This window comes from Nocardia wallacei, from assembly GCF_029869545.1.
GTDB classification, from domain to species: Bacteria; Actinomycetota; Actinomycetes; order Mycobacteriales; family Mycobacteriaceae; genus Nocardia; species Nocardia wallacei_A.
This window is the reverse complement of the sequence record NZ_JARWQD010000040.1, coordinates 1-5,857: the sequence shown is the minus strand read 5'-3', so window position 1 is coordinate 5,857 and position 5,857 is coordinate 1. Positions and strand designations below refer to the sequence as shown.

Sequence of the window (5,857 nt, the reverse complement as noted above, 5' to 3'; positions counted from 1 at the left end):
CCCGCCGTGTGGGGGCCCCCCCCCAACACACCCCCCCCCCGCCCCGCCCCCCCCGCGCCGCCCCCCCCCCCGCCCCCCCCCCCCGCCCCCCCCCCCCCCCCGCCGGTGTAGACGGGCAGCTGCGTGGTGACCTGCTCGCTGACCGGGACCGGCTGCCGCGACGAGGCGGTCAGCCGCAGGTACAGGGTGGTGAACCAGGCCTGCACGATGCGCCAGATGTCCTTGGCGAAATACACCACCACCGCGGCCTCGGTGCCCAGCTGCGTCACCGCCGTGAACGACGCGCCCGCATCGTCGCCGAAGAACACCGCCGACACGATGCGTAGATGCGCCGACGAGGAGATCGGCAGGAACTCCGTCAGTCCCTGCACCGCACCCAGTATCAGCGCCTGCATCCACGTCATCGACGCGCCCACTACACCTCCCGAAGTCGTCCGGATCCAGACGTTGGCCGATCCTGCCGCCAGGCCCCGAATTCCGGGGGCGGCCCGGCCCGCAGCGACCCTACCGCTCGCGGCGCACCGGGTCATACCCGCGCTCGAACGGCTTGTGGCCCTAGGCTCTTGCAGTGTGACGGAAGTGTGGGCACGGTGATGGAACAGCGGGCGGTGGGGCGCAGCGGCCTACGGGTCTCTCGAATGGGGCTGGCCACCCACACCTGGAGCCGGGAGACCGACGCCGAGGAGGCGGCGGCGCAGCTGGTGGCGTTCGTGGAGGCGGGCGGGACCCTCGTGGACACCTCGCCCGCCTACCAGGGCGGCGCCGCGCAGCGCATGCTCGGCGGGCTGATCGATGAACTGGTGCCGCGCGGCGACCTGGTGATCAGCGGGTGCGCGGGGCTCGCGGCCGTGCCGGGGGTGACCGATCCGGCCGGGGCGCCGGCCACCGAGATCCGCTGGACCGTCGACGCGTCGCGCCGCACCCTCATGCGTCAGCTCGACCGGACCCTCGCCGAACTCGGCACCGACTATCTCGACATCTGGAGCGTGGCGGCCTGGGATCCGCAGACGCCGCTCGCCGAGGTCGCCGCCACGCTCGAGGACGCGGTGCGGTCGGGGCGCGTGCGCTACGCCGGGGTGCGCGGGCTCAACGCCTGGCAGCTGGCCACGCTGGCCTCGGCGGCGCCGATCACCGCCGGGCAGCTGCCGTACTCGCTGCTGGCGCGCGGGCCCGAACGCGACCTGGTGCCCGCCGCGGCCCATCACGGCGTCGGGCTGATCGCGTCCTCGCCGCTGGCCGGGGGGATTCTCACCGGCAAATACCGCGACGGCGTCCCGGCCGACTCGCGCGGCGCCGACGAGGACACCGCCGCCGAGATCCGCGACCGGCTCGACGATCACGCCGACCGAGTCGTCGACGCGCTCGTCACGGCCGCCGACGGCCTGGGCACGTCGCCGTTGTCGGTGGCGCTGGCCTGGATCCGGGATCGGCCGGGGGTGGCGAGCATGATCGTGGGAGCGCGGGACATGGGGCAGCTCACCGGCGTTCTGGCAGCGGAGACGCTCGAACTGCCGCGCGCCATCGCAGCGGCCCTCGACGACGTGAGCGGCGGGTAACCGGGTACCGGACGTGTGGGCAGCGCTGTGCCAGCGGGCACGGCACGGGTGATCGGGGACCGGTGGCGTAGGCAGCGCCGTGCGTCGGGCTTCGATCCGGCTGCAAATGGCGCAGCGCGGGCCCGGCGGGTCAGGACCAGCTGATGTGGGCAGCGCTGCGCAGCAGGCTTCGCTGGGGCTGCAAAAGCGCAGCGCGGGCCCGGCGGGTGACAGGACCAGATGATGTGGGCAACGCTGTGCAGCGAGCTGCGGCGGACGCGGGATGGGGCCGGGCGCGGCGTACGTGAGGTGGGCGCAGCGCGGAGTAGGGCGGGCGTAGCGCGGGTGCGGCGGGTGCGCGGGGCGGGTGGGGTGGGCGCGGGGCGATCGGGCGACGTCTTAGGCTTGCCTTTATGAGGAGCCTCGACCGTGTTCGATCGGTCCGTGTCGCGTCTCGCCGGTCGGCGGTCCGGGTTGTACTGGCCGGGCTGGCGCTGGCCTTGGCGGCCGGAGTTACCGCGTGTGAATCGCCCAGCGGGGCGGGCGGATCCGGGCAGCAGGGGCCCGCCACCGCGACCCTGACCGCGCTGGACCCGGTGCCGATCGGACCCGCGCCGACGCCGGTGCTACCCGCGACCGTGCGGTCCTTCGACGGCGGTGACGTGACCGTCACCGATGCCTCCCGGATCATCGCCGTCGACCGCTACGGCACGCTGGCCCAGACCGTGTGGGCGCTGGGGCTGGGCGCGAATCTGGTGGGCCGCTCCACCTCGGCCGCGTTTCCGGCCGTGGCGAACGTGCCCAACGTCGCCGGGGGCAACGGCAGCATCAACGTGGAAGCCGTTGCGGCGCAGCGGCCCACGGTATTCCTCACCGACACCGTCAGCGCCACGCCCGCGATGCGCGACCAACTGCGGGCGCTCGGCATCACGGTCGTCTATTTCGATCCGCAGCGCAGCATGGAGAGCACCGGCCCGCAGATCGAGGCCGTCGCCGCCGCGCTCGGCGTTCCCGACCAGGGCCGCGCACTGGCCCAGCGCACCGGCGACGAGATCGCCGCCGCCACCGCCGCGGTGCCGAAACAGGACCCGAAACCGAGGATCGCATTCCTCTACCTGCGCAGCACCGCGATCACGTTCATGGCCGGGCCCGGTTCCGGCGCGGACTCGCTGATCGCCGCGCTCGGCGGCACCGATGCCGGGACGGCGTCGGGACTGACCGAACCGTTCACCTCCATCACCAGCGAAGGCATGATCACCGCCTCCCCCGACGTCTTCCTGGTCATGACCGACGGCCTGAAATCCATCGGCGGCGTCGACGGCCTCGAGAAGATCCCGGGTGTCGCCCAGACACCCGCCGGGCGCAACAAGCGCGTGGTCGACATGTCCGACTCGGCGCTACTCAGCTTCGGTCCCAACACCGGCCACGTGATCTCGGCCCTCGCCCAGGCGATCTACGGGCCGACCGCATGACCGACCCGACCGACAGCGCCGCGTCCGGCACGCCTGCACCCGAGCCGACTCCCGTCCGGCCGACTCGCAGCCGACCGGATTCCGGCGATGGTCGCGGGTTACCCACTGCCTCCGGCGACGAGGATGCACCCGGCGGCATGAATACGGTCCGACCCACCTCCACTGCGGCGAGCACCGAAACGACAGTGCGGCAGCGGCATTCGGCCGCCGACCACGATGCCCGGCCGACCGCCGCGGCACCCGCGCGGCGGTGGTCGCGGATATCGATCGTGTTCGCCGTGTCGATCGTGCTGTTGGTGCTGCTGGCCATGTACTCCGCCGCGGTGGGGCAGGTGCCGACGGCGCCGATGGAAGTGGTGGGCACGGTCCTGCATCAGATCGGGCTGGACTGGGGACCGCTGCCGGAACATCCCGCCGGGGAGGTGACGCTGCTGCAGGTGCGGTTCCCGCGCGTGGTGCTGGCCATCCTGGTGGGGGCCGCGCTGGCCACCGCGGGCGCGCTGCTGCAGGGTGTATTCGCCAATCCGCTCGCCGAACCCGGCGTGATCGGGGTGTCGGCGGGGGCCGCGGTCGGCGCGGGCGTGGTGATCGTCGTCGGCGGCGCGTTCGTGGCGGTGTGGTCGGTGGCCGCGGGCGCGTTCGTCGCCGGGCTCGGCACCACGCTGCTGGTGTATCTGCTGTCGCGGTCGGGCGGGCGCACCGAGACCGTGACCCTGGTGCTGACCGGTGTCGCGGTCAACGCCTTCGCCGGTGGACTGATGGCGTTCCTGCTGTTCATCGCGTCCCCGGCCGCGCGCGACCAGATCGTGTTCTGGCAGCTGGGCAGCCTCAACGGCGCCACCTGGCAGTCGGTGTGGGTGGTGGCGCCGCTCACCGCGGTCGGCGTCGCCGCGGCCGTCGTGCTCGCGGCCCGGCTGGACCTGCTGGCACTCGGCGAATCCGCGGCGCGCCACCTCGGCGTGGACGTGGAACGCTTGCGGCGCAACGTGATCGTCATCGTCGCGATCCTGGCGACCGCGGGCGTCGCGTTCACCGGCATCATCATGTTCGTCGGGCTCATCGTGCCGCACGTGGTGCGGATGCTGGTCGGTCCCGCCCACCGCGTGCTGATCCCGCTCTCGGCGATCTTCGGCGCGATCGTGCTCCTGGCCGCCGACGTCGGCGCCCGCACCCTGGTCGCCAATGCCGACCTGCCACTCGGCATGCTCACCTCCCTGGTCGGCGGCCCGTTCTTCTTCTGGCTGCTGCGCCGCACCCGCGCCCGCGCGGGAGGCTGGGCATGAGCCGCGAGCAAGCATCGCTGGGTGCCTCGCCCGGATGCCGCGGCGTCCGCGCCCGCAGACAGCAGGCGTCGCGATCGCGCGGCAGCCACCGACAGGCGGCTCATGCCCCGGAACGCAGCACCAGCGCGCGAACGTCGCGAGCGGACGCACACCCCGCTGTCCTGGCGGGAGTCAGCGGCAGGTCGGCCGCTGCCCAGGGTTGCAGTGCCGGTGCCCAGAGGTGCAGCGCCGGAGCGCGAGGGCAGCGGGCGGTGCGAGCGGGCACACACCCCGACGTCCAGACGGGAGTCAGCGGCAAGTCGGCCCTTGCCCGGAGATGCCAAGCCGGAGTGCGAGGGCAGACGGCGGGAGTCGGCGGCAGGTATCGGCGGTCGGCGCCTGCCCGGGGGTGCTGCATCGGCGTGTCAGGGTGGGCGGTGCGATCGGGCGCAAGCTCCGGTGTCCGGGTCGGAGGGTGATGATGGTGGGCGTATTGCGTGGTGTCGCACAGGTTTTCGCGCGGGCGCACGGTGTTCCGGGGCTGCCTGAGCCGGGCACCGTCACGCTGTCGGCGCGGCAGGTCAGCGTCGATCGCGGGGCGGGGCGGCGGGTGCTCGACCATGTGGATCTCGAGGTGGTGGCCGGGCAGATCCTGGCGCTCGTCGGGCCCAACGGCGCCGGGAAATCGACACTGCTGGCCGCGCTGTCGGGGGAACTGGACCTGGCCACGGGCACCGTCGAACTCGACGGGCGGCCGATCGCGCACTGGGCGCCGGTGGATATGGCGCGCCGCCGCGCGGTCCTGCCGCAGAACCACACCGTCGGCTTCCCGTTCACCGCCCGCGAGGTCGTCACCATGGGCCGATCCCCCTGGGCACGCACCCCGCGACAGGACCACGACGAGGCCGCGATCGCCGCCGCCCTGGCCGCCACCGACACCGAACACCTTGCCGCGCGGCCGTTTCCGGCGCTGTCGGGCGGCGAACGCGCCCGCGTCGCCCTGGCCCGCGTACTCGCCCAGGACACCCCCACCCTGCTGCTGGACGAACCCACCGCGGCCCTGGACCTGGGCCATCAGGAACAGGTGCTGCGGCTGGCCCGTGCCCGCGCCGCCGACGGCGCGGCGGTCGTCGTCGTCCTGCACGACCTGGGCATCGCCGCCGCCTACGCCGACCGGGTCGCCGTCCTCGACGGGGGCCGCCTCGCCGCCGCCGGCGCACCCCGCGACATCCTCACCACCGACCTGCTCTCCCTCGTCTATCAGCACCCGGTCGAGGTCTTCGACCACCCCCGCACCGGCGCCCAGCTGGTCCTTCCCGTCCGCGGCTGACCCCGCGCCGCGGCTCGCGGGCATCCGATCGGGACCGAAAGCGGCCCGGAACACGACCGCGGGGGGGGGGGGCCGGGGGCCCCCCCCCGGCGGGGGGGGGGGGGGGGTGTTTGTGTGGGCCCCCCGGGGGGGGGGGGGGGCGGGGGGGGGGGGGGGGGGGGGGGGGGGGGGGGGGGGGGGGGGGGGGGGGGGCGGCCCCGGGGGCGGGGGGGGGGCCCCCCCCCCCACGCCGGGATGGTGCCGTCCTCGGTGCGGACG

The 5,857-nt window shown here is 74.3% G+C and carries 5 protein-coding genes; 4 read left to right on the top strand and 1 reads right to left on the bottom strand.

The features are described from left to right. A partial coding sequence (locus QH290_RS02195) for an undecaprenyl-diphosphate phosphatase (RefSeq protein ID WP_280381825.1) occupies nucleotides 1-404 on the bottom strand: 404 nt, incomplete at its 3' end. A 189-nt stretch (nucleotides 405-593) separates the two neighbouring features. On the opposite strand from QH290_RS02195, the gene QH290_RS02190 reads away from it, so the two are divergent. From QH290_RS02190 to QH290_RS02175, 4 genes are all read left to right on the top strand, one after another. Then, the gene (locus QH290_RS02190; protein WP_280381826.1) at nucleotides 594-1,556 is read left to right on the top strand and encodes an aldo/keto reductase; all 963 of its coding nucleotides are present in this window, start codon (nucleotides 594-596) and stop codon (nucleotides 1,554-1,556) included. 392 nt (nucleotides 1,557-1,948) lie between these two features. After that, nucleotides 1,949-3,007, top strand: coding sequence for a heme/hemin ABC transporter substrate-binding protein (locus QH290_RS02185; protein ID WP_280262042.1), 1,059 nt, complete (start codon nucleotides 1,949-1,951; stop codon nucleotides 3,005-3,007). Between the two features lie 137 nt (nucleotides 3,008-3,144). Next, complete coding sequence (locus tag QH290_RS02180; RefSeq protein ID WP_280381824.1) at nucleotides 3,145-4,290, top strand: FecCD family ABC transporter permease; 1,146 nt, start codon at nucleotides 3,145-3,147, stop codon at nucleotides 4,288-4,290. Nucleotides 4,291-4,750: 460 nt separating this feature from the next. Beyond that, on the top strand, nucleotides 4,751-5,599 hold the full coding sequence (locus QH290_RS02175; RefSeq protein ID WP_280262046.1) for a heme ABC transporter ATP-binding protein: 849 nt from the start codon (nucleotides 4,751-4,753) through the stop codon (nucleotides 5,597-5,599). Nucleotides 5,600-5,857 lie beyond the last annotated feature (258 nt).

Coding starts and splice junctions, on each gene's coding strand:
- QH290_RS02190 (WP_280381826.1), top strand. CDS start 594: ATGGAACAGCGGGCGGTGGGGCGCAGCGGCCTACGGGTCTCTCGAATG.
- QH290_RS02185 (WP_280262042.1), top strand. CDS start 1,949: ATGAGGAGCCTCGACCGTGTTCGATCGGTCCGTGTCGCGTCTCGCCGG.
- QH290_RS02180 (WP_280381824.1), top strand. CDS start 3,145: ATGAATACGGTCCGACCCACCTCCACTGCGGCGAGCACCGAAACGACA.
- QH290_RS02175 (WP_280262046.1), top strand. CDS start 4,751: ATGGTGGGCGTATTGCGTGGTGTCGCACAGGTTTTCGCGCGGGCGCAC.